Source organism: Aquiflexum sp. (assembly GCF_977115555.1).
Genome location: NZ_CDSBKL010000539.1, coordinates 1 through 2292 on the forward strand (window position 1 = coordinate 1; position 2292 = coordinate 2292).

Below are 2292 nucleotides of genomic sequence, written 5' to 3' on the forward strand. Positions count from 1 at the left end.
AAAAAAGGGGATAACAAATTTTGTGTAGTAAAAAAATAAAAATGGTAAATGCAAATTTTTATTAAAAAAATTATATGTTAAAACACAAAAGATAAACATATCACAACATTGGATGCTAATAGAAGAATAATTCATATCAAAAAAATAAAAGGGCTTAATTTTAAATTTTCCGATGAATGCATAAAAAAACTCTGAGTTGTAGACCTCAGGGCTGATTTGAAAGGGTTAATGAATCTCTATTTCAATAAAGCCAAAGCTTCTTTCATTCTTTTCAAGGCTTCTACCAACTCTTCATCTGAGGCGGCGTAAGACAAGCGGATACAATTTGGAGCACCGAATGCTTCCCCTGTTACCAAAGAAACATTGGCCTTTTCCAGGATATACAAACAGAAATCATCAGCTGTTTGGATGGTGTGGCCTTCGGCTGATTTACCAAAGAATTCGGAAATATCAGGAAAGAAGTAAAATGCACCTTCAGGAATGTGGGTTTTGATTCCAGGGATATTTTTGATTAATCCCAAAACCAAATCTCTTCTTCTCAAATACGCTTTCTCCATTTCTTTGGAGGGCTCTTGATCACCCGAAATGGCCGCCAATGCAGCTCTTTGGGCAATACCGGTATTTCCGGAGGTAAACTGTCCCTGCATTTTTTCACATGCTTTGGCCATGAAGAGAGGTGCGCATATATATCCGACTCTCCATCCCGTCATGGCGTATCCTTTTGAGAAGCCATTGACAGTAATGGTTCTTTCAAACATTCCGGGAAAAGATGCGATGCTATAATTTTTTCCTTGGAAGTTGATCAATTCATAAATCTCATCTGCAATCACAAAGAGATTTTCTCTCTTTTTTACCACTTCAGCTATGGCTTCCAGCTCTTCTTTGCTAAAAACAGACCCTGTAGGATTACATGGTGATGAATAAATTACTGCTTTCGTTTTATCAGTCAACGCAGCTTCAAGCTGAGCGGCAGTTGCTTTGAAGTTATTTTCAAGATTACCTTCAATCAATATAGGAACTCCTCCCGCCAACTTGATGATCTCGGCATAGCTCACCCAATAAGGAGAAAAAATAACCACTTCATCGCCTTCATTGATCATGCACATGAATACATTGGCGATTGAATGCTTGGCACCGGTAGATACTACAATATTTTCTGCCTTCGCCTGAGAGATTTGGTTTTCATCTCTCAATTTTTTGGCAATTGCCTCTCTAAGGTCCTGATACCCTGCCACTGGCGAATACGCAAAGTATTTTCCTTCATCAATAGCCGCTTTGGCTGCTTCTTGGATGTGTTTTGGAGTTTTAAAATCCGGCTCACCCAAACTCAGGCTGATGATGTCCTTCCCCAGGGCTTTAAGTTCCCTTGCTTTCTTTGCCATGGCCAATGTGGCCGATTCTTCCATCTGGATGATGCGATCGGATAATATAGAATTCATTTTTCTTGGTTGTTATTTTTAAATTGGGGCAAAAATACGGATAACAATGATTAATTCTAAACTTAACTGTGGATTTGGCAAGTATTCTATACTTTTACAATAAAATAATGTCACCCGACAAATCGTTTGAGAAATACATGAAAAATAGGCATTTATTTATTTTTACCATTTTCCTTTTATCGGGTCAAGTGAATGCACAAAAGGAAAAAAAGTCTGAAACCACAGATCCGGATTCATCGGGCGTGGTCTCTGATAGGTTTTTGCCCACAGCTGCTCCTTTGTTACTTTTTGATGACAATACCAAAACAGAAAAAAAGAAGGAAGAGAAAAAGAAGGTAAAAAAGAACATCTATTTTGGAGAAAAGACAAAGAAAGGATATGTCCGACAAAATGTCCGGGACCAGACTCAATATCAGATTTACAACTATACCACCCAAAACCGACCTGTTGATCCTTACATCAGGGATATTTACTGGATTGATTCAAAAGACAAAGTAATCAGGTCCAAAGATTTTGATCCGGCAAGAGGATACCTACTCCATGGACCCTATGAAAGAGAAATTGGAGAAGTGTTGGTAGAAAAAGGTTATTTTTTCTTTGGAACCAAGCATGGAACCTGGCTTACCTTTGACATAAAGACAGTCCTACAGGATAAATTACATTACTCAGAAGGTTGGCCAAAAGACTCTAAAGTGACTTATTATAATAGAGAAGATAAAAAAATTGAAAAGTTGATTCCTATAGAATATGACTTGATGGAGGGTAATTTTTTTCACTTCCATGAAGATGGTCAGGTGGGAGTCGTCGGTGAATACCACTTTGGTGAAAAGGTGGGTCTTTGGACAGAATATTG

Annotated in this window: 2 protein-coding genes; one reads left to right on the plus strand and one right to left on the minus strand. The window is 38.0% G+C overall.

Annotation, left to right across the window (positions count from 1 at the left end; genetic code table 11):
• Positions 1–236: 236 nt before the first annotated feature.
• Positions 237–1439: a pyridoxal phosphate-dependent aminotransferase gene (locus ACZFYI_RS19280; protein WP_462525749.1), complete on the minus strand. Its 1203-nt coding sequence runs from the start codon at positions 1437–1439 to the stop codon at positions 237–239.
• A gap of 137 nt (positions 1440–1576) precedes the next feature.
• Here ACZFYI_RS19280 and ACZFYI_RS19285 point away from each other — a divergent pair.
• A partial coding sequence (locus ACZFYI_RS19285; RefSeq protein WP_462525750.1) for a toxin-antitoxin system YwqK family antitoxin occupies positions 1577–2292 on the plus strand: 716 nt, incomplete at its 3' end.

Excerpts from the sequence above, each read along its gene's own strand:
- ACZFYI_RS19280 (WP_462525749.1), bottom strand. The coding sequence starts at position 1,439 with ATGAATTCTATATTATCCGATCGCATCATCCAGATGGAAGAATCGGCC.